General features: G+C 45.0%; 21 protein-coding genes and 1 other annotated feature. All 21 genes read right to left on the reverse strand.

The window, feature by feature from the left end; translation table 11 throughout:
- Nucleotide 1 precedes the first annotated feature (1 nt).
- Nucleotides 2-715 (reverse strand): orotidine-5'-phosphate decarboxylase, encoded by a 714-nt coding sequence (gene pyrF, locus HNR44_RS06480; RefSeq protein ID WP_184403251.1) that lies wholly within the window; start codon nt 713-715, stop codon nt 2-4.
- On the reverse strand, nt 712-1,632 hold the full coding sequence (locus tag HNR44_RS06485; RefSeq protein WP_184403252.1) for a dihydroorotate dehydrogenase: 921 nt from the start codon (nt 1,630-1,632) through the stop codon (nt 712-714). Before HNR44_RS06485 ends, pyrF begins: the two co-directional genes overlap by 4 nt.
- Nucleotides 1,629-2,408: a dihydroorotate dehydrogenase electron transfer subunit gene (locus HNR44_RS06490; protein ID WP_184403253.1), complete on the reverse strand. Its 780-nt coding sequence runs from the start codon at nt 2,406-2,408 to the stop codon at nt 1,629-1,631. The genes HNR44_RS06485 and HNR44_RS06490 overlap by 4 nt, the downstream gene beginning before the upstream one ends.
- A complete protein-coding gene (gene carB / locus HNR44_RS06495; RefSeq protein ID WP_184403254.1) occupies nt 2,405-5,623 on the reverse strand; it encodes a carbamoyl-phosphate synthase large subunit in 3,219 nt (1,072 codons plus the stop codon). The genes HNR44_RS06490 and carB overlap by 4 nt, the downstream gene beginning before the upstream one ends.
- Nucleotides 5,624-6,709, reverse strand: coding sequence for a glutamine-hydrolyzing carbamoyl-phosphate synthase small subunit (gene carA / locus HNR44_RS06500; protein ID WP_184403255.1), 1,086 nt, complete (start codon nt 6,707-6,709; stop codon nt 5,624-5,626).
- A complete protein-coding gene (locus tag HNR44_RS06505; RefSeq protein WP_184403256.1) occupies nt 6,706-7,644 on the reverse strand; it encodes an aspartate carbamoyltransferase catalytic subunit in 939 nt (312 codons plus the stop codon). Before HNR44_RS06505 ends, carA begins: the two co-directional genes overlap by 4 nt.
- Nucleotides 7,610-8,980 (reverse strand): uracil-xanthine permease family protein, encoded by a 1,371-nt coding sequence (locus HNR44_RS06510; RefSeq protein ID WP_184403257.1) that lies wholly within the window; start codon nt 8,978-8,980, stop codon nt 7,610-7,612. The genes HNR44_RS06505 and HNR44_RS06510 overlap by 35 nt, the downstream gene beginning before the upstream one ends.
- 150 nt (nt 8,981-9,130) lie before the next feature.
- Entirely contained in the window at nt 9,131-9,664 is a 534-nt protein-coding gene (pyrR, locus tag HNR44_RS06515; protein ID WP_184403258.1) for a bifunctional pyr operon transcriptional regulator/uracil phosphoribosyltransferase PyrR, read from the reverse strand.
- Between the two features lie 194 nt (nt 9,665-9,858).
- Entirely contained in the window at nt 9,859-10,770 is a 912-nt protein-coding gene (locus tag HNR44_RS06520; protein ID WP_184403259.1) for an RluA family pseudouridine synthase, read from the reverse strand.
- A complete protein-coding gene (lspA, locus tag HNR44_RS06525; protein WP_184403593.1) occupies nt 10,760-11,239 on the reverse strand; it encodes a signal peptidase II in 480 nt (159 codons plus the stop codon). Before lspA ends, HNR44_RS06520 begins: the two co-directional genes overlap by 11 nt.
- A gap of 67 nt (nt 11,240-11,306) precedes the next feature.
- Nucleotides 11,307-11,948, reverse strand: a complete 642-nt coding sequence (locus HNR44_RS06530; protein ID WP_184403260.1) for a TraR/DksA C4-type zinc finger protein — start codon at nt 11,946-11,948, stop codon at nt 11,307-11,309.
- Between the two features lie 78 nt (nt 11,949-12,026).
- Nucleotides 12,027-14,792 carry an isoleucine--tRNA ligase gene (ileS, locus tag HNR44_RS06535; protein ID WP_184403594.1) on the reverse strand — a complete coding sequence of 922 codons (2,766 nt, stop codon included), beginning with the start codon at nt 14,790-14,792 and terminating at the stop codon, nt 12,027-12,029.
- 150 nt (nt 14,793-14,942) lie between these two features.
- Nucleotides 14,943-15,169: a binding site (T-box leader), on the reverse strand.
- A gap of 40 nt (nt 15,170-15,209) precedes the next feature.
- Nucleotides 15,210-15,731: a DivIVA domain-containing protein gene (locus HNR44_RS06540; protein WP_184403261.1), complete on the reverse strand. Its 522-nt coding sequence runs from the start codon at nt 15,729-15,731 to the stop codon at nt 15,210-15,212.
- 305 nt (nt 15,732-16,036) lie between these two features.
- Nucleotides 16,037-16,813 (reverse strand): YlmH family RNA-binding protein, encoded by a 777-nt coding sequence (locus HNR44_RS06545; RefSeq protein WP_184403262.1) that lies wholly within the window; start codon nt 16,811-16,813, stop codon nt 16,037-16,039.
- A 5-nt stretch (nt 16,814-16,818) separates the two neighbouring features.
- Entirely contained in the window at nt 16,819-17,079 is a 261-nt protein-coding gene (locus HNR44_RS06550; protein WP_184403595.1) for a YggT family protein, read from the reverse strand.
- 52 nt (nt 17,080-17,131) lie between these two features.
- Nucleotides 17,132-17,548, reverse strand: coding sequence for a cell division protein SepF (locus HNR44_RS06555; protein WP_184403263.1), 417 nt, complete (start codon nt 17,546-17,548; stop codon nt 17,132-17,134).
- Nucleotides 17,549-17,563: 15 nt separating this feature from the next.
- Nucleotides 17,564-18,253: a YggS family pyridoxal phosphate-dependent enzyme gene (locus HNR44_RS06560; RefSeq protein WP_184403264.1), complete on the reverse strand. Its 690-nt coding sequence runs from the start codon at nt 18,251-18,253 to the stop codon at nt 17,564-17,566.
- Nucleotides 18,231-19,094: a peptidoglycan editing factor PgeF gene (gene pgeF / locus HNR44_RS06565; RefSeq protein ID WP_184403265.1), complete on the reverse strand. Its 864-nt coding sequence runs from the start codon at nt 19,092-19,094 to the stop codon at nt 18,231-18,233. The genes HNR44_RS06560 and pgeF overlap by 23 nt, the downstream gene beginning before the upstream one ends.
- Before the next feature lie 69 nt (nt 19,095-19,163).
- Nucleotides 19,164-19,424 carry a YlmC/YmxH family sporulation protein gene (locus HNR44_RS06570; protein WP_184403266.1) on the reverse strand — a complete coding sequence of 87 codons (261 nt, stop codon included), beginning with the start codon at nt 19,422-19,424 and terminating at the stop codon, nt 19,164-19,166.
- Nucleotides 19,425-19,947: 523 nt separating this feature from the next.
- Complete coding sequence (gene sigG, locus HNR44_RS06575) at nt 19,948-20,730, reverse strand: RNA polymerase sporulation sigma factor SigG (protein ID WP_184403267.1); 783 nt, start codon at nt 20,728-20,730, stop codon at nt 19,948-19,950.
- Nucleotides 20,731-20,890: 160 nt separating this feature from the next.
- Complete coding sequence (gene sigE, locus HNR44_RS06580) at nt 20,891-21,613, reverse strand: RNA polymerase sporulation sigma factor SigE (RefSeq protein ID WP_246407005.1); 723 nt, start codon at nt 21,611-21,613, stop codon at nt 20,891-20,893.
- Between the last annotated feature and the right edge of the window lie 24 nt (nt 21,614-21,637).

Below are 21,637 nucleotides of genomic sequence, written 5' to 3' on the forward strand. Positions count from 1 at the left end.
CTTATATTCCGGCACCCACCCATTCTTGATGAATCCTTTCATAAGCCTTAAGCGGGTCATTACTTGTTGTAATTGCGCGTCCAACAACGATCGCGTCGACACCAGCAGCACGCGCCTTTGCAGGTGTTGCTGCGCGTTTTTGATCATGATGGGAAGTACCTCTCGGCCGGATCCCTGGTGTAACAGTAAAAACATCTTCCTTAAATTCTTTTCGTAACTGTTCAACTTCTTGCACAGAGCAGACAACGCCGTCCAACCCTGACCGCAAGGACATGTCTGTAAAATGAAACACAGTATTTTCAAGCGGCCGTTCAATAAGCATTTCTTTCCCCAATTGTGCCTGTGTCGTGCTCGTTAACACTGTTACTGCCACACATTTCGGTGGAATGCTTCCGAGGGGGGTGCCTTTGTCCAACCCAGCTTTGGCCGCTTCCATCATTGTTTTTCCACCAGCAGCATGAAGGGTTACGAGGTCAACGTCAAAACTAGCAAGTTTGTGCATCGTCCGCTCCACCGTTTTTGGGATATCGTGACATTTAAGATCGAGAAATACGTCATGTCCCCTCGCTTTTAACTGCTGAATGATCGCAGGGCCAGACGAATAAAATAATTCCATCCCTACCTTTACAGATGGCCGGCGTTCGTTAAAACGGTTGAGAAATGCAAGGGCTTCTTCTTTGGTTTCCATATCTAGAGCGATAAATAGAGACTTCATACAGTTTCCCCTTGCTGGCGTATGTCACCAATGTGTTCAATATCTAAACGCTCCAACCATTTTGAAAGCTCCTGGATAATGCTTGGACAAGCAAAAGGATTGGAAAAATTGGCCGTTCCGACCGCAATCGCGTCAGCACCAGCAATCATGAACTCGATCACATCTTCAGCTGTTTGAATTCCCCCCATGCCAATGATCGGAAGGCGCGTTACTTGTCTGACATCATAAATCATGCGTAGAGCAACAGGCTTCACCGCAGGACCGGAGAGACCTCCCTTTTCATTCGCCAGTACGGGTTTTCCTGTTTGCCAATCCATGCGCATACCAAGAAGTGTATTAATTAAAGATAAACCGTCTGCCCCGGCTGATTCGACCGCGAGGGCGATTGCTGTAACATCCGTTACATTGGGAGACAATTTCACATATACCGGTTTTGACGTAATCCGCTTCACAGCAGCCGTCAATTCAGCAGCTGCCTCCGGGTCGGTCCCAAATTGAATGCCTCCTTCCTTAACGTTCGGACAAGAGATGTTTAGTTCAAAAGCACCGACGTTTTCCACATCTGTCAAGGTTCGTATGACTTCCTCGTATTCTTCAGGCGTAGAACCTGAAACATTCGCGAGAACGGGAACATCATAATTGGCCAAAAAAGGAAGTTCTGCATCCCGTACCGCTTCTGCTCCAGGATTTTGCAAGCCGATCGCGTTTAACATGCCAGAGGGTGTTTCCGCGACTCTTGGTGTAGCATTTCCCGAACGTAAACCGCTGGTGGTCCCTTTGATCGCCACCGCTCCGAGTTCGGATAAATCATAAAACTGCGCGTATTCACGCCCAAATGCAAAACAGCCAGATGCAGGCATCACTGGATTTTTCATTGTTAAGCCGGGTAATTTTACTTGCAATCGAGGATCAATCATAGAAGCACCTCCTTAAAAGCAAATACAGGTCCATCCTGGCAAATTTTCCGGTAAGAAGAACGGTCTGCGGTTTCGCATACACACGCCAGACAGGCTCCAACGCCGCAGCCCATCCGTTCCTCAAGCGAGACGTAACCTTTCGTACCCGGTTGTGCGCTGACAATTTCGAGCGCGCGTAACATCCCACGCGGGCCACAGGAAAAAAGCCAGGCAGGACGATCGGTACGTGTTTTTAACGCATCAATGACCGTTCCCTGACCTCCGTAACTGCCATCATCGGTCATGATTTGCACTTCACTTCCCGGTAAATAGCGAAACTGTTCTTCATAAAACACAGCGGCCTTTGTTTGAAAACCAAGAATGACCGTGAACGTCACCTTACGTTTTGCCAATTCGTATGCGGCGTAATAGAGCGGCGGGACACCAACACCTCCACCGATGAGTAAAACATGATCCTCTGCTTGTGGCGATTCTACTGGAAAACCCGTATTTCCCAGAGGACCGAGAACTGCAAGAAGATCCCCTGGGCGGCAACGGGCAAGGCGTTTGGTGCCTTCGCCCATTTCTTTATAGACGAGTGTGCAAGTACCCGCAACAGGATCGACTGACGCGATGCTGATCGGGCGGCGCAAGACAAGATCACCTCCGGGAACTTCGATATGAAGGAAAGTACCCGCCTTGCTAATATCATTGACGAGTGCACCGGATAACGTCAGTTCATACGTATTTGCAGCAATCTCTTGATTTTTGGCAACGGTCATCATTTCGTTTCTCATAACGTCACCTTCTCTTTTGTGCCCACACCGTTCAAAGCTGGTACAGGTTCGGTCGCAAACGACATCATTTCTAGCACGTGTAAAAGTGCGAACGCCGTATCCATCGAAGTTAAACAGACAATTTCATGTTCGACCGCTTCTCGTCGGATACGGAAACCATCACGAGCCGGTTGTTTACCTTTCGTTAAGGTGTTGATGACAAGTTGAGCTCCGCCTTCTCGAATCAGACTAGAAATGTCGGGAGAACCCTCCCCGATTTTATAAACAGTTTCTGCACGAATGCCTTGTTGACTTAGATATTCAGCCGTCCCTTTCGTCGCCATAATTTGAAAGCCAAGTCGTTCATAACGGGCAGCCAATCCCGCCGCTTCCTCTTTATCCTTATCGGCAATCGTAAATAGGACACGACCCTGACGTGGGATGCTCATTCCAGACGCTACAAGCCCCTTATACAAGGCTTTTTCCAACGAAAGATCACGTCCGAGAACTTCCCCCGTCGACTTCATTTCCGGGCCCAGATGGATATCGACACGCCGAAGTTTTGCGAACGAAAATACTGGTGCCTTTACTGCCACACGGTTAGGCTCAGGGTGATACAAATCTTGGTATCCCATTTCCGCCAGTGTTTTCCCTAGAATAACCTTTGTAGCGATTTGTGCCATCGGTACGCCTGTCATTTTGCTTAAAAAAGGAACAGTCCTGCTTGCCCGCGGGTTTACTTCAATGACGAACACTTCGTCTTCATATAGCACAAATTGGATATTAAATAAGCCGACGATGTTTAAACCCGTTGCCAGATTGGCCGTTTGTTCAATCACTTTCGCTTTTACCTGCTCCGATAGCGATTGAGGGGGGTAAACAGCAATGGAATCCCCCGAATGCACGCCCGCGCGTTCAATATGTTCCATCATCCCTGGTATATAGACATTTTCACCGTCGGATATGGCGTCAACTTCAATTTCTTTTCCGAAATAGTAACGATCGATGAGCACTGGGTGATCAGCATGGACGTGAACCGCTTCCTGCATGTAGCGCATTAAATCATCCTCATGATCGACAATTTCCATGGCTCTTCCCCCGAGAACATATGAAGGACGTACAAGTACTGGATAGCCAAGGATATTGGCGGCTGATACAGCCCCGTTTACAGACGTTGCTGTTTTCCCTGGCGGCTGGGGAACATCCAATTGTTTTAACGCTCGTTCGAACTTATCCCGATCTTCAGCCCTGTCCATAGCGTCAAGTGAAGTACCAAGAATTGGCACACCTGCTTCTTCTAGCTTTCTTGCAAGGTTAATCGCCGTTTGACCGCCAAATTGTACGACTACACCTTTGGGCTGTTCCAGATCAACGACATTCATGACTTCTTCAAACGTGAGTGGTTCAAAATATAATTTATCAGATATACTAAAATCGGTTGAAACCGTCTCCGGGTTATTATTAATGATGATAGATTCATAACCGGATTCCTGAATGGCCCATACCGTATGGACCGTGGCATAATCGAATTCAACTCCTTGCCCGATTCGGATTGGACCGGAACCAAGTACAAGAACCGAAGGTTTCTCGGTTTTATCCGATTCGTTTTCCTCTTCATACGTGCTGTAAAAATAAGGGGTTTCCGATTCAAATTCGGCAGAACACGTATCCACCATTTTAAAAACCGGTATGATTTCTTTCTCTTTCCGATATACACGCACATGATGTTCGGTCGTATTCCAGAGACGGGCGATTTGTCCATCCGAAAATCCGTGGATTTTCGCTGACTCTAAAATCTGTTCATTCCAAGGTGTAGTTTTTAGTACGTTATGAAGCTCCACGAGAGCTTCGATGTGTAAAAGAAAGAAACGGTCAATCGAGGTTCGTTTATGAATATCCTCTACACTGTAGCCACGGCGGAACCCTTCCGCTAGTGCGTATAGCCTTTCATCATCCGCATATTTCCATTGTTCGATCAATTCTTTATCACTTTTATCCCGGTAATTGTCCACGAGAAGGTGATTTTCTTTCGTGTCAAGAGAACGGATCCCTTTTAACAATGACTCGCCGAATGTACGCCCGATCGCCATTACTTCCCCGGTTGCTTTCATTTGCGTACCCAGTTCACGATGGGCAGAGGCAAACTTATCAAAGGGCCAGCGTGGGATTTTCGTAACGATATAATCGAGGGCGGGCTCAAAACTTGCATATGTTCGTTTCGTTACTGGGTTTTGAAGTTCTTGTAAATGATAGCCGATGGAAATTTTCGCCGCCAATTTGGCAATCGGATAACCTGTTGCTTTTGAGGCAAGAGCTGATGAACGACTGACACGCGGATTCACCTCAATGACGTAGTATTCATCACGGTCCGGATCATGAGCAAACTGCACGTTGCAGCCCCCTTCAATGCCAAGAGCACGGATAATCGTAAGGGCTGCGTTACGCAGACGTTGGTAATCGCGGTCACTCAATGTTTGGCTCGGGGCGACCACAATCGAGTCCCCGGTGTGGATGCCAACCGGATCGATATTTTCCATGTTACAAACGACAATGGCATCGTCATTGGCGTCACGCATCACTTCATATTCAACTTCTTTCATTCCGGCAATACTTTTTTCAACCAGACACTGATCCACCGGACTGTACGCTAATCCCGATTCCAATGTTTCCTTTAATTCTTGGGCCGTATGAACAAGACCGCCGCCAGTTCCGCCTAATGTATAGGCAGGACGTACGATGACTGGCAATCCGCTCTTTTCGGCAAATGTTTCCCCTTCTTCAACGGAGTGTACAATATCACTCGCAGGGACTGGCTGGTCAAGGGAATGCATTAACGTCCGAAAAGCATCTCGGTCTTCTGCTTCACGGATGGCATCTAGATCGGTTCCGAGGAGATCAACGTCATACAACTTGAGAACACTCTGCTCATGCAATTCCATGGCCAAATTCAATGCCGTTTGCCCACCCATAGTAGCCAGTAGACCGTCGGGTCGTTCCTGGCGAATGATACGACTGACAAATTCAAATGTGAGCGGTTCGATATAAACGGTATCAGCCATATTCGTGTCGGTCATAATCGTTGCAGGATTTGAATTAATGAGGATCGTTTCATAACCCTCTTCTTTTAATGCTTGACAAGCTTGTGTACCGGAATAATCAAATTCTGCGGCTTGGCCGATAATGATTGGCCCTGAACCAAGAACTAGAACTTTTTCAATATCATTTCGTTTTGGCATTTACTTTGCCTCCTCTAATGGTTCATGAATCCGAGCGATAAATTGATTAAATAGATCATTTGCATCAAAGGGTCCAGGTGCTGCTTCCGGATGATATTGAACGCTAAATGCAGGCGCCTCTCTATGCTCTACTCCTTCAACTGAGCCATCATTAACGGCCAGGTGGGTGATGGACAGTCCAGAATTCAAAAGTGAATCTTTAGAGATGGCATAACCATGGTTTTGCGCTGTTATTGTCACTTCTCCTGTTGGCAGATGACGAACCGGGTGGTTTGACCCTCGGTGGCCGAATTTCATCTTTTCCGCCTTTCCCCCACAAGCCATACAAAGCAGTTGGTGCCCTAAGCAAATCCCGAAAATCGTCGTTTTATTTAACAAGCCACGAATCGTTTCAATGGCCTCCGGTAAATCCCGGGGATCCCCGGGCCCATTGCTGAGCATCACGCCATCCGGGCGGAGTTCCAAAATTTCTTTTTCAGTAGCGTTGTATGGCACCACATGTACGTCACACCCTCTTTGTAAAAGCTCTCGTAAAATATTCTGCTTCGCTCCATAGTCAACAAGTACAATTTTAGGCCCATTTCCACCTGGCACATGATAAGCCACTTTCGTTGAGACGTTTGCTACTTGTGTGTTGAACGGCCTTTCTGATTGCAGCTGATTTACGATATCTTCCACGTTCACATCGTCATTACAGATTGCTGCACGCACCGTCCCTTTTGTACGGATCAATCGCGTCAGCTGACGGGTATCAACCCCCTCGATACCCGGTATATCAAAACGCCGAAGCAAGGAAGCAAACGATTGTTCACTTTTCCAATGACTTGGAAATGGACTCTGAGATTTAACAACCACCCCGTGAAGTGCAGGGACAAGGGACTCGAAATCCATACGGTTGACCCCATAGTTACCGATAAGCGGATACGTAAATGTGATGATCTGTCCACAGTAAGAAGGATCCGATAATATCTCTTGATAGCCGGTCATGCCCGTGTTAAAGACGATTTCTCCACTTTGTTCTCGTTCACTTCCGAACCCTTTACCCGAAAAATAATGTCCATCTTCTAAAATTAACTTGCGATTCATGACAAAGCCCCTTCCAATGCAAACTCTTTATCCCTCTGTTGCTCAAACACATATTTTAATATCGCCATTCGTGCATACACGCCGTTTTCCATTTGCCTAAAAATCCTTGAGTGATAGGAGCCCTCGATGAGGGAGGACGCAATCTCGACATCCCGATGAAACGGCCCGGGGTGCATAATAATTCCCCCTGGCTTCATCATCTTCTCCCTTTCCATCGTTAGTCCATATTGCGCGTGGTAATCGTTTTTCTTTTTTTGTTCCATTATTTCGTTGTGACGCTCATGCTGAACACGCAGAAGCATGACCACATCGGCCCCGGCCACGGCTGTATCTACAGATACCTGTGGGCAATCAAGTCCTGAAATGTCCAACCAATGATCAGGTCCTGCAAACATAACGTTTGCGCCCAACCGTTTGAGAACCTTCACATTTGATCGAGCAACGCGGCTGTGATAGACATCGCCAATCACAGCAACATTCAAGTTTCTGAAGCATTTGAATTCCTCTACAATTGTTAATAAATCCAGCAAACATTGTGAAGGGTGCTCGCCATTTCCGTCGCCAGCATTAATAATGGGAATCGAGATATTCCTTAAATTCTCATAAAAATGGTTATCAGGATGCCTGACCACGACGGCGGATGCACCAACCGCTTGCAGTGTTCGCACGGTGTCGTATAAAGACTCCCCTTTCTGAACACTCGAGTTATCCGTGTCAACATCAAGTATCTGTAACCCGAGACGCCTTTGGGCAACTTCAAATGACATTTTCGTACGTGTACTCGGTTCATAAAAAAGGTTAGCTATGAAAGGGTGCTGAGGGGAGGGCTCCCAAAAGCTCCCCTCTTTAAACTTTTCAGCTTCCTTCAACAATGAATGAATCGTTCCCTCAGATAACTCATCAACTGTTGTAAAATGAAGTGCCTGCTGATCCATCTTCATCTACCTCCGTTGTATTCGTTTCTTTATCAAGGCTTATAAACAACTGCCCGTTTCCATAGCCAACATTTTTTGCCGGTAGTATCGCGTGTAAGATCATACCAATGATTGTCGCAAGTGCCATGGCAGGGATTTCAAGGAACTCTGTCACCTCTATGAAAGCCCCGCCAATCCCAATGACAAGAATCGTTGAAGCAATCACCAGGTTTCGTTTATGCCCCATATCGAGTTCATTCTCGATCATTAAGCGTATACCAGCGGAAGCAATGATCCCAAAGAGCAGGATGGAAACTCCACCGATCACCGCATTCGGAATGCTTGCAATGAGCGCTTCAATCTTTCCTGAAAATCCAAAGAGAATAGCGAGTAAAGCAGCTCCCCCGATCACATAAACGCTGAACACTCTCGTAATGGCAAGGACACCGATGTTTTCCCCGTATGTCGTGTTGGGCGGCCCTCCCACAAATGATGCCATTACGGATGCTACGCCATCACCAAGAAGTGAACGGTGCAATCCCGGTCGACGAATAAAGTTCTTTCCCACAATTTTGCTCAATACCATTTGATCACCAATGTGCTCAGCCATTGTCACAAGGGCAATGGGCGCCATAATGACAATGACGGTCCATGACCATTCGGGTGTGACGGTTACAAAGGGGATGGCAAAATCAGGGACATGAAACCAGGGAGCGGCAACAACAGCAGATAAGTCAACGATGCCTGCCATGTATGCGATCACGTATCCTGCTACTAGACCGATAAGAACAGGGATCACACTGAGAAAACCCTTGAAGAAAATGGAGGCCAGAATTGTAATCGCTAGCGTTGCGAGCGCAACGCTAAAATGGCGCATGCTGTCCACATACTCGTTCAGATCCTCATCGAAATTCATGGCCATATCAATGGCTGTCGAGGCGAGACCAAGACCGATAACCATTATGACAGGACCGACAACAATTGGAGGCAAGAGCTTCATGAGCCAACCTACACCAAATGCTTTAATCAGAATCGAGGTGACACCGTAAACCACGCCAGCCGTAAATGTTCCTAACATCACTGCAGCAGCCCCGCCAAAAGATATGGCTGCAATGAGCGGAAAAATAAATGCAAAGGAAGATCCAATATAGGCTGGGATCTGCCCGCGGGTGACGAGCAAGTAAGAAAGCGTTCCTAGCCCGCTTGCAATTAACGCAATGGAAGGCTGCAACCCAGTCAGGAGCGGAACAAGAATCGTTGCTCCAAACATCGCAAATAAGTGTTGTAAACTAAGGAAAATCCATTGATTCCAGGCGGGTCGATCATGCACATCTAATACTGCTTCTCTTGTTGACATCGGGGAGTGTCCTCCTAATTGGGTATAAAAAAACTCTTTGCCCATGACAAAGAGGAGAACAACATCAAGACACCTGACGTGTGCATGATGGCTTCCTCTTATCAGCCTCACGGGACCGTTTTAAAGAGGTTCGTTAATATTGTATATTGGTTATTGTATAATGCTTACCTTATCCACCCCGTCGTTATCCGTTAGATTCACACGAATGAGCTCGGAACGAGAAGTGGGTACATTTTTTCCTACATAATCAGCACGAATCGGTAATTCCCGATGACCTCGGTCCACGAGAACCGCTAGTTGAATTTGACTCGGTCTTCCTCGATCCATCAACACGTCCATGGCTGCGCGCACGGTGCGGCCGGTGTAGAGCACATCATCCACAAGAATGATTTTTTTGCCTTCAATGGTTTCCGGTAAGTCGAGTTCATGAATTTCGGGTTCTTCCTGTTTTTTCTCAAGATCATCCCGGTATAACGTGATATCGATGCTTCCTACGGGCAAATCAATACCTTCAATTCGCTTAATATTTGCTGATAATCGCTCAGCTAAAGGGTGACCCCGCGTTTGAATTCCAAGTAAAATGCAATTGGACATCCCTTTGTTCTTTTCAATCATTTCATGCGAGATACGTGTAAGCGTCCGCCGAATCGCATCTTCGTCGAGTAGAGTCTGATCTTTTTCCACTGATCCGTCCTCCTTTTTACCATAAAAAAACCCCTCACATCCACGTGGGATTAAGAGGGGTTTCGGTTTCTGCTATCCATACGCACACGAGTGCATATATTGATAGAACTCAATCGAATCCTTCTCAGCCTCACGGGACTGTGTTAAAGGCAAATATTTAGTTATTGTTATTATTACAGAGAAAAAAGAAAGTGTCAACGAGATTTTCGTATTTTGTCTATCAATATTTCTAGATCCTCAGGTAAAGGCGCAGTTATGGTCAGTGGCTCACTTGTACGTGGATGAATCAGGGATATCTGCTGCGCATGCAAGGCTTGACCTGCAAAACGCAGCGTTTTTTTCTTTCCATATTTCGGATCAGCTACGAGGGGGTGGCCAATGTAAGCCATGTGTACACGAATCTGATGTGTGCGGCCCGTTTCAAGGCGGCATTGAACCATCGTATAGTCAGAGAAGCGTTCCATAACCGTAAAATGCGTAATGGCTTCTTTCGCGTTTATATCGGTAACCGCCATTTTTTGCCGGTCGCTCTGATCCCTCCCTATAGGAGCATTAATGGTCCCTTCATCATGGAAAACATCTCCATGTACAAACGCTGCGTATATTCGGGTTAATGTGCGTGTTTGTAATTGCTCTCTCAGGTTAAGATGGGCTTGGTTCGTTTTTGCCACGACCATCAGCCCGCTCGTATCTTTATCAAGTCGGTGAACGATACCTGGTCTTACTTCCCCATTAATATCGGACAAAGAATGACTATCATTCAAAAGCGCGTTGACAAGTGTCCCAGAAGAATGACCTGGAGCAGGATGAACAACCATACCCCTTGGTTTATTCACGATAAGTAAATCATTATCCTCATAGCGTATATCTAACGGAATATTTTCAGGGTGGGGTTTCGTCTCTGGAGTTGGCGGGAAAGTGACCCTGATTGCATCCCCTTCTTGCAGCTTATAATTGCTTTTTATCTGCCTTTCGTTCACGTGTATATAGCCGTTATTAATCCATTGTTGTATGGTTGTTCTTGATTCCCCGATCGCTTTTACCAGGCTCTTATCGATCCTCTCATTCGTTTCATTTTCCTCCACAAACCAGCGCCTAGAATTCATTTGTCTGCTCCTTTTTCTCTTTACGCTCATCCATGAACATCTTGACAATTAAAATAATAATACCGACCGTTAACGCCGAATCCGCAATATTAAAGATAGGAAAACTGTAAGTACCAATGTATACATCAATAAAGTCGATCACTTCACCTTGCAAAAGTCGATCGATAAAGTTTCCAATCGTTCCACCAAGTAAAATACCGAGCGGAATTCCATACCATAGGCTTGATTTCCCTAATGTGTGAATAAAATAGAGAACTGCTACCACGGCGACGGCCGTTACAATGAAAAACAGCCACATTTGCCCTTGCAGCATGCCAAAGGCTGCCCCAGCATTGCGATGGGATGTAATATGTAGAACATCTTCAATCACCGGGATAGACTCCCCAAGCTCCATCCCTGTAGCCACTAGCCACTTTGTGAATTGGTCGATAATAATGATCACTAGCGCCAATAAATAATAAATGGCAATCAAGTTCTTCTCCCCTTTTATGTTGATTTTTGGCGGACGAGACAGTCATAAAAGAAAAGGCGGTATATTACCGCCAGTTCTCTTCCTCATCCATATGCATGCGGTAGTCCTCATTGCGGGCAAAATCCACATGTTCAATTCCTCTATAGCCGTCAACATCCGTCGTTAGAAAGCGCTCTATATCTTCTGTGAACCCTGGTGGCTGCTCCACCCAAAAATCGGTCGTTGCCGTCTCTCGATATCCATCATCCTCTTCGGTTGTGTTCATAACCGCTTCCCACATATCGATTCCATCAAGTGCTCCATCACCATTTACATGCAACGCCTGGTTTACTTCCGGACTAGCATTTCCTGGAGGCGGGGCTACAAGAGGATGAGACCCCCGCTGCTCTACTGGAACGGTTCGAGCAATCGGATGGGCACGTAGACGTTCACCGGGGATTTCCTTACCCGTTTCTTCACAAATCCCATACGTGCCCTGCTCGACCTTCTCCAGAGCATGAAGAATTTCCTCATATTCGTGACTACGGTGATAACGTAAAGCCTGATCTTTGCTCGCCTCATAGAAAATATCAGACGAGTCTGCCGGATGATTGTCGTATACCGACAACTCATTATCCCTTCCACTATCATTGACGATGGCTTCATGATTTTCCAACTCATGCTTTCGATCATAAAGCATTTGAATCGCCACTTCTTTATCCGTCACCACAAGCACTCCCTTCTTTCCTCGCCCACACGATTAGCTTTTCGTGAAAAGAGGGAGTTTACCCGGATGAAACGCTGGCTAAACTTCCAGATCCTCCAAGCTGTATGAGGCTACAACATTTGCACAGCGTCCGCACAAGTCTGGAAATTCGTTATCTACCCCAATGTCATCTGCTACATGCCAACAACGTGCACACGTATCACCTGTTGCTGCTTCAACTTCTACAACAGCGATTTCTCCATTAGGAGCCTCAGCTTCACTTTTTTGAACAGCGACTTCGGAAACGATAAACAGTTTTTCTGGCTGCCTAAGCTGGATGAGCCAATCATAAGCAGGTTCAGGTACGGTAACGATAATTTTCGCTTCCAATGACTTTCCGATAACTTTATTTTCTCGTGCTTCTTCCAAAGCCTTTAAGACATCATTACGCACTGCAAGTAACGTTTCCCAACGTTCTTTAACTTCTTCACGATTTTCTACCCTTACTGGTTCTGGCATGTCAGTAAGTTGCACGAAATTGGTTTTCGTTCCCGGAATATAGTCCCACGTTTCTTCGGCTGTATGTGGCGTAATCGGTGTAATCAGTTGTGTAAGCGCGACAATTGCATCATACATTACTGTCTGTAACGAGCGTCGACGTGGGTCATCTGCTTGATCACAATACAACAGATCTTTGGCTACATCCATATAAAATGCGCTTAGTTCAATCGAGCAAAAGTGATGAATCGCTTGATAAGCTGTACTGAAATCATACTGACGGTATCCCTCTTGTACCCGCTTTATCAAGTCGTTTAGCCTTTCACGCATATAGAGATCCATATCTTGTAAATCTTGAGTCTCGACCCGATCGGTGGCTGGATGAAAATCATGTAAATTTCCAAGCATAAAGCGGAGTGTATTCCGGACTTTTCGATAGCTTTCCGAGACCTGTTTTAAAATCTCATCTGAAATTTTTACATCTGCTTGAAAATCAACGGAGGCCACCCAAAGTCGTAAGATATCGGCTCCAAGTTGTTTGGTAACTTTTACAGGATCGATCACGTTCCCCAATGACTTCGACATTTTCTGCCCATTACCATCTAACGTAAATCCATGGCTTAATATCATTTTGTATGGAGCCTCACCTGTGACAGCCACGCCAGTAATGAGTGAAGAGTTAAACCAACCGCGATATTGGTCCGAGCCCTCAAGATAAAGATCGGCCGGGCGCTGGACATCATCACGTTCTGCAAGCACTCCCTCGTGGGTAGAACCAGAATCAAACCAGACATCCATAATATCCATCTCACGGGTGAATGTACCACCAGGGCTATGACTTGAAGTGAAGTTTTCTGGCAGCAAGTCTTTTGTCTCCCATTCAAACCAGATGTTGGACCCGTGTTTTCTAAATAAATGGGCTACATGATCGATCGTTTCATCGTTTATAATTGCTGTTCCATCTTCAGCATAAAAGACTGGAATGGGTACTCCCCATGAACGTTGCCTTGAGATACACCAATCCCCGCGATCACGAACCATATTGTAAAGCCGAGTTTCTCCCCATTTCGGCTGCCATTTCACGCGTCCAATGGCTTCCAGTAAGTCATCTCTCATATTATCGACAGATACAAACCATTGCTCCGTTGCACGATAAATGACAGGCTTCTTTGTACGCCAATCATGCGGGTAGGAGTGGGTAATAAACTGAAGCTTTAAAAGCGCTTTGTTTTCCTCAAGCGTTTCCGTAATCGTCTTATTCGCTTTATCATAAAATTCCCCTTCAAATCCCGGAGCCTCATCTGTAAATACACCTTTATGATCCACAGGACAAAGTGCTTCAAGCCCGTAATCTTTTCCAATAAGGAAGTCTTCTTCACCGTGTCCAGGTGCTGTGTGAACAGCGCCTGTACCGGCATCCAACGTTACGTGATCCCCAATCATCACAACGGAATCACGCTCGTAAAAGGGGTGCTTTGTTACGACATGCTCAAGATCCTGTCCTTTCACTGTCGTAACGATTTCTGCTTCCTTCCACTCCAATTCTTCCACTACCGTTTCATACAACTTGCTAGCGACAACATATCGTTTTCCTTCATAACGAAAAATACTGTATTCATATTCAGGATGAACGGAAATTCCTAAGTTACCAGGGAGCGTCCAAGGCGTTGTCGTCCATATAACGATATTGTCTCCTTCTTCTAATATATTCTGTCCATCGGTGACCGAAAAGGATACATAAATCGATGGAGAGCGTTTGTCATGGTACTCAATCTCCGCCTCAGCAAGAGCAGACTCTGATGATGGAGACCAATATACCGGTCGTTTTCCTTGATACACGTGTCCTGCCCTTGCCATTTCACCAAAAACTCGAATTTGATTCGCTTCAAAATCAGACGTTAACGTAACATATGGATGTTCCCAATCACCAATGAGCCCTAGGCGCTTGAACTGATTCCGCTGGATATCCAGTTGTTCCCAAGCGTAATCTTCACAAGCTTGGCGAAATTCGGCAACGGTCATTTTTTTACGATCAATTTTTTTCTTTTTCGTGAGAGCCGTTTCAATTGGCAGCCCGTGAGCATCCCAACCTGGAACATATGGGGCGTTATAGCCATCCATGGAGCGTTGTCTTACGATGATGTCCTTTAGAATTCGGTTCATTGCATGCCCGACATGGATATCACCATTTGCATAAATCGGCCCATCATGCAATACGTATAGGGGCTTATCAGCATTCTTTTCTGCCAAATTCTGATATAAGTTTTCCTCTTCCCAAATCGCTTGTTGTTCCGGCTCTTTCGTCGGTAATTTTCCTCTCATGGGAAAATCGGTTTTAGGCATTAACAGTGTCTTCTTGTAGTTCATCATAATCCTCCATTTCCAGTTTCAGTTGATATAAAAAAGCGCAAGTCCATCCTTGCCGCCGAAGCGGATCCGCTTTATGCTAATGTGACTCGAGCCGGTGGCGCCTGCTGCCTTATCCTTTAGCTAAAGCATTAAAAAGCCCCGTCCCTAACAAGGGACGAGGCTTACCCGCGGTACCACCCTAATAAGCTTGCTAAATGCAAGCCGCTCGGATCAAATAACGTTTGATTAACGCCGATGCCTACACTGTCATTTATGACATTTCAGATCGGTGCTCAAGGGTGATTTTCATTAAAGAAGGTTGATCAGGCTTCCACCATCCCTGATTCGCTTAGGCACACCTATGTCCTAACTACTTTCCCTGTCGATGCATTTCTCTTTTTAAAAATTATATGGGAGATTTTGCTTCACGTCAAGCTAACGGGATTCCGTTTCATCGTAAGCGCCATAGGGTAACTGATCCAACGCTTCTTCTGTCGAATCTTCAAGGCTGTCCCAATCTTCGTCTTGCAGCATCTCCAACTGGGACTCAATTAACATTTTAAAGCGCATCCTGTAGACGGAAGCTTGCTTTTTGAGCTCTTCGATTTCAAGAGCAACTTTCCTTGATTTTGCAAGTGCATCATTGATGATTCGATCCGCATTTTTTTCCGCTTCTTTAATGATCAGCTGGGATTCTTTCTGCGCGCTTCGTTTCACGTCTTCCGCCGATTCTTGTGCAACATATATGGATTTATTTAATGTTTCCTCTATGTTTGAAAAATGGTCAAGTTTTTCTTCCAGTTCATTCACTTTTCCAAATAGCTCGTCCTTTTCTCTGATCGTTGTCTCATAATCCTTAATTACTTGATCGAGAAATTCATTTACTTCATCTTCATCATATCCGCGAAACGTTTTAGAAAATTGCTTGTTATGGATATCCGTAGGGGTTAATGCCAAAACCGACACCTCCACATATAATAAATTCGAATTTATAGTGCGTATTCAAAAAGGAGGACAAAAAGAGTCGAGAAGTTTTAGAAAATGTTTAGCTTATCGTCAATAGGGCGAGCCTAGAGTTTCTCATGCTCTGAAGTGAAAGAAAGCCGTTTCGAGAATCCTGCTTGCACCACGAAAGCATTCACTCCTCACAAAGGAAAAGGGGTTTTCTTTCGTTACTGCAAGTGACAACACTGGCCTTCTCCACCTCACAAGATGACGCAGAAATTCGAAAGCTATTTTTCCCAAACTTTTTAAATATCCTCTTATAACGTTTTCCTTCCATAGGTAATTCGCAGCCGTCCTTTACGAGAACGGTTTTCCAAAGCCATGAGTTTGCTCCTCCCTTTTTTGCTAAAAGAGATAACATCATCCACTTTCACTAATGTAGATGGATCATCTACAATTCTCCAATTCAGTTTAACACGTTCACGCTCTATGTATTGTTTCGTTTTAGAACGGGGAAGACGGTAAATGGTTGCAATTACCACGTCTAAGCGCAGAGATGAAACAAAACCTGTTTCTTCCCGCCATTCTTCCTTCGAACGGACGGATTTTGAAAGTGGCTGATGAATGAGTTGTACCGGTGTATTTCCAGCTTTTGTAAAGTTTAGGCGCACAAAATCCGCAACCTCTTTCGCTGCAAAAAATTGCAGCACTTCTTCCGATACCGTGATGTCACCGAAAAGGTCACGTTTTACCCCAAGTGAGGTGAGTGCCCCTAGAACATCTCGATGGTTGATCGTCGCGAATTTACGTGCATAGTCAACTTCAAATAATTCAATTTGAAAACGCCGTTCTTCAGCTTGTTCGTAAAATGGATATAAAAGTGCCCGCTGTCGTTCCGCAAAGGGCACTCCTCCAAAAAATTCAAATTTAACCGTCTCATCCTGCCCCACAACCGATGCAACAATTTGCTGTTCCCGTGGGTCTAAAAAACCAGTTAATTTTTCTTCATAAATGGTGTTTACTTGTCTTTTCCAATCTTCGACCTGCTGGATAAAAGGGAGTTCCTCTTTTCGAAAATGTTGATAGATATCCAATCGTTTTATCCTCCAAAAATCGCTAAAACACCTCTGCTTGCAAATTGTAAAGCAATAAGCGCTACGATCGGGGAGATATCAATCATCCCGCCGATAGGAGGAATAATCTTACGGAAAGGCTCTAGATAGGGTTCCACGATCTTGCCGAGCGTTTGCCCAAAATTCGATTCCCGTAAATTTGGGATCCAGCTGGATAACACGTAAATAAACACAGCAATTGTATAAACGTTAATCGCCATGAGCAAAATTTGTCCAATAAATTGCATAGGATGCTTCACCTCATAACCCCTGCCACCTTATGTTGATTCATTCTCAGTGTTACCACTCGACATTTTCATGCTGCAGTAACTCTGAAACCTCACCGCTTACATCAACATTTTCCGGTGTACAGAGAAAAATATTTAAACCGATCTTTTGGATGTCTCCTTCGATGGCATATACCGTTCCACTTAGAAAATCAACAACTTTTTTTCCTTGCTCGCCTGGAATTTGCTGCAAATTAATTATAACTGAGCGGCGGTTTTTTAAATGATCAGCCACATCCTGTGCCTCATCATAGGATTGCGGTTCAATTATAATCATCTTTGCAGACTGTTGAATGCTTTGCAAGCTTACGACATTTTTTCCTTGTTTGGTTGATTGTTCCCGATCAACATCATCGGGAACCTCTACATCTTCTTCAATATAATCATCTTCAAAGTCAAAAAATTGCTTGAAGCGAGATTTAATCCCCATGTCCTCCCCTCCTTTTCAATCAACCATTTCACTGCCGACAATGCTTGTCCCCAATCGAATGATGGTCGCTCCTTCTTCAACCGCTTGTACATAATCATTGGACATCCCCATCGATAAATGATGACACGGAGCATGTGACAAGTTTAACGTCTGAATCTTATCACGCAGTGCACGCATTTTTTTAAAATAGGGCCTGACTTCTTCCGGGTCATCTACATGCGGCGCCATGGTCATGAGTCCGGAAACTTGAATATGCTCGTACGATTGCAAAGAGCGAACAAATTCCTCGAGTTCCTCAGGTGAAACACCAGCTTTCGTTTCTTCGCCAGAAACATTCACCTGAACCATACAAGACATCGGCTTTTCCCGTTGGTAACGCTTATTGATTTCCTTGGCTAATGACAAGCGATCGAGAGAATGAATGACATCACAGTTATGAACGACCTCTTTGACTTTTCGGCTTTGAAGACGTCCGATAAAATGCCAATAAACAGGCGTTTGTATAGCTTCTCGTTTCGCTAATAACCCTTCACTCCGACTTTCACCAAAATGCTCGACCCCAGCTTCAATTGCTTTGTCGACGCGCTCCGGGGAAACGTATTTCGTAACGGTCATAATCGTGACTTCATCTAACTCCCGCTCTGACCGCTCGCAAGCTGCGGCAACTTTTTCTATAATTTCATCAACGTTTTCCTTGATGTTCATGATCTTTATGGTCACTCCTTGCATTAAGCCCAATATATGCAATCATTCTTCCTGTACGACTTCCTTGCGCACGACGATGGGAGAAAAATAAAGTCTCATTGGTGTATGTGCACTCACTGCTCTTCTGAATACGCGAAGGGTGGACTCCCGCTTTTTCGAGCAGCAGACGATTGGTTTCCTTTAAATCTACGTGATATCGTCCGTTACGTTGCAATCTCCACGGTGGTTGTTCTATTGCAGGCACCACCTGGCTCAATGCCGAAATCACTTGCCCATCCACTTCGTATGCCGACAGACCAATCGCCGGACCAATGACCACCTCAATCGTATCAATGGGCACATGTTCCTTCTCCAGCCAAAGCCGGATCATTTCTCCCCCGATATTAGCAGCTGTTCCTTTCCAGCCTGCATGCGCAATTCCAACAATCGTTTGGTTTCGATCAAAAAAATACAGAGGAACACAATCCGCATATAAGCTCATCAACCAGAGGTTATTTGTTCTCGTATAAAGACCATCAGCATCAGGGATCGTCGTTTCAAGGGAATATGCACCACGGCTAACATCATTTCCCCCTACTTTCCGGACGTTTCCTCCATGTACTTGTTCAGCGAAAACAGTCCGTGAAAGTGGGATGCCCAGGTTATGGGCCAAGCGTTCTCGGTTAGCGATTACATCTTCTTGATGATCTCCAACGTGAAGTCCATAATTCGCTTCTTCATAAGGAATATGACTGTCTCCACCAATACGTGTTGTAAAGCCAGCCTCTATGTCAGAAGGACAATGCCGTAACTCTAGCCATTGGCGATGACGATGAAGGAGAAATGGTTCACTTTTTTTCATAAATTAAATAGCCTGCCTCTAATGTTATCTTATCCATTATTTTAGCATATTTTTTCATACATGTGATAGTTATCGATAAAAACTCGACTCTTCTGTCCCGTAAACATAGACAAGGATCACATCTGTTCCGATTTTGGCTATCTGATTCCAAGGAATAATCATCTCGTCGTCCCGTCCAAACATTCCTAATAAACGACCTGAACCTGTAACGATCAGGGATTCAATTGTTCCTGTCGTCAAGTTAATATCTACGTCTCCCAAGGAACCCAGTCGCTTGCCCGTTTGTACATTGACCACTTCTTTGGACTGCAGGTCGGTGATTTTTAACATATTAGGTGCCTCCCTAAAAATCCAGATCATCTCTTTATAGTGCGTGTTCAAAAAGGAGGACAAAAAGAGCCGAGAAGTTTTAGAAAATCTTAGCTTATCGCCAAACCTTATGCTCTGGAGTGCAAGGAAGCCCATTTCGAGTACCGGAGCGCCGGATGGCTACTTCATAAGCGTTCCTTCGCACGACGAAAAAGTGGTTTTCTTTTTCGAGGATACGTTTTTGGTACGTGCGATGCAGCCGGAGGCGCTAGTGCCAGCTTGTCACTGAAAGTGACAGGGCTGGGCTCCTTCACTCCGCAAATTGACGCAGAAATTCGACGGCTCTCGAATTCTCTTCCTCGTATGATCCTCGCACGAAGAAAAAGTGATTTTCTTCGCGCGAGAGGTTTGCTCGGACTTTTTGAACACCCTCCTCTTATAGCATTTATATGACAAGAGACAAACGTTTATCTCCATTGAAACAGAAAAACTTGGCTGATCCTTGGGACGCACCTATACATTAAAAAACTCCGGAATTCCGGAGTTATTGTGTATGTTTATTCATTTGTTGAATCGCCACTTTTTCGAGACGAGAGACTTGTGCTTGAGAAATTCCGATTTCATCAGCGACTTCCATTTGTGTTTTCCCCTGGAAGAAACGCATGTCCAATATCTTTTTTTCCCGCTCATTTAGGCGGACCATCGCTTCCTGAAGAGCGATATGCTCTACCCAGGTCGTGTCCTTTTCCTTATCATCACTCACCTGATCCATGACATAAATCGGATCACCGCCATCATTATAGATCGGCTCAAATAATGAAACAGGATCCTGAATAGCATCGAGGGCAAAGACAATATCTTCTTTCGGCATATCCAGCTCTTTTGCAATTTCTTGCACTGTAGGCTCTGTAGCCCTGTTTTTTTCCCCCATCAGGCGATCACGAACTTGCAAGGCTTTATAAGCAGTATCACGGAGCGAACGGGAAACTCGGATGGGATTATTATCCCGTAAGTAACGGCGAATTTCACCAATAATCATAGGTACAGCATAAGTAGAAAACTTAACGTTATGGCTGAGATCAAAATTATCAATGCTTTTCATTAAACCTATACAACCGACTTGGAACAGATCATCCACCAACTCCCCTCGATTGTTAAAACGTTGAATAACACTAAGGACTAGACGTAAGTTTCCATTGACTAACGTTTCCCTTGCCATTTCATCACCAGATTGTAGCCGCTTAAACAAAACGCGCATTTCATCATTTTTCAACACGGGCAGTTTCGATGTATCCACACCGCAGATCTCTACCTTGTTGCGTGTCATGTCGTTCCCTCCCACGGTGGCTTACGGAGAACTACGCGTTCCTCCTACTTACACGTTCAGTATGTCCGTGCGCAGAAAAAATATGCGTCCCATTCATCCGTTTGACATGTGGGAGAGAACCTTATAAGGGAAAAATCCCAGACAAATTCCCCTTTTTGATTCACACCATTTTATTAAATTCTTTTTTTAACCGGCGGATAATACGTTTTTCCAAACGAGAGATATATGATTGTGATATCCCTAACATATCCGCAACATCTTTCTGTGTCTTCTCTTTGTTACCAGCAAGCCCAAACCGGAGTTCCATGATTTGTTTTTCCCGGGGGTTAAGAGTGGTCAATGCTCGACGAAGAAGGGATTTATCAACTTTATCTTCAATCCCACGGGTAATGATATCTTCGTCGGTCCCCATCACATCAGACAGCAATAATTCATTTCCGTCCCAATCCACATTGAGAGGCTCATCAAAAGAAATTTCAAAACGGGTTTTATTGTTTCTTCTTAGATACATTAATATTTCGTTTTCAATACAGCGCGATGCGTATGTGGCCAACTTGATCTTTTTTTCCGGGTTAAATGTATTTACCGCTTTAATAAGACCAATGGTGCCAATGCTGATCAAATCTTCAATGTTAATCCCTGTATTTTCAAATTTCCGTGCAATATAGACGACTAGTCGTAAGTTTCGTTCGATCAAAACCTCGCGCACTTTTGGGTCACCATCGGACAATTTCGCGAGTAACTCTGCTTCCTCTTCTTTCGAAAGAGGCGGTGGAAGTGCTTCACTCCCTCCAATATAATAGACTTCATCGGATTTAACTCCTATAAATACGAGCAGTTTATACCAACGCCGTAGCCATATCAACTTTATTTTTTTCCACAAAATGTACATCCCCCTTTTACCGTA

This window comes from Geomicrobium halophilum, assembly GCF_014207655.1.
Taxonomy (GTDB): Bacteria; Bacillota; Bacilli; order Bacillales; family Marinococcaceae; genus Geomicrobium; species Geomicrobium halophilum.